This window comes from Salifodinibacter halophilus, from assembly GCA_012999515.1.
Classification (GTDB): domain Bacteria; phylum Pseudomonadota; class Gammaproteobacteria; order Nevskiales; family Salinisphaeraceae; genus Salifodinibacter; species Salifodinibacter halophilus.
Genome location: JABEEB010000032.1, coordinates 1 through 413, shown reverse-complemented (window position 1 = coordinate 413; position 413 = coordinate 1). Strand labels below are relative to the sequence as shown.

1 protein-coding gene is annotated in these 413 nt (G+C 68.3%); it reads left to right on the top strand.

Annotated features, from left to right (window positions below; all coding sequences use genetic code 11):
• On the top strand, positions 1-238 hold a 238-nt coding region (locus HKX41_10535; protein NNC24568.1), incomplete at its 5' end, for a two pore domain potassium channel family protein.
• Positions 239-413: the final 175 nt, after the last annotated feature.

Genomic DNA, 413 nt, shown 5'->3' with positions numbered 1-413 from the left:
GGCCTGGTATCCGGACAGCTTCGTCGGCGCGCAGCGGCCGGGCGAGCCGCGCACCTGGCTGGAGCTGCTGTTCCTGAGTTTCACCAACCTGTCAGCGGTGGGGCTCGGCGACATCCTGCCGATGTCGCCGGCGGCGCGGGTGCTGACCATGCTCGAGCAGTTCGCCGGCGTGGGCTATGTCGCCGCGGTGGTGTCGCGCCTGATCGGGCTGACCATGCTGCGCTATCCGCGTCCGTAAGGCCTGCGGCGGGCGGCCGGCGCTGAACGAAGTTGAAATGACTCCGCGTTAAGCTGGCGCCCGTGCCGGAGCGAGGCGATCGTTGCGCACCCGATGCGTTACAGATAAGTACGCGGCGTGGGAGGCGTTTTGGAACGATACGTTCCGGCCCGAACGCGGCGAAAACCGCCCTGCG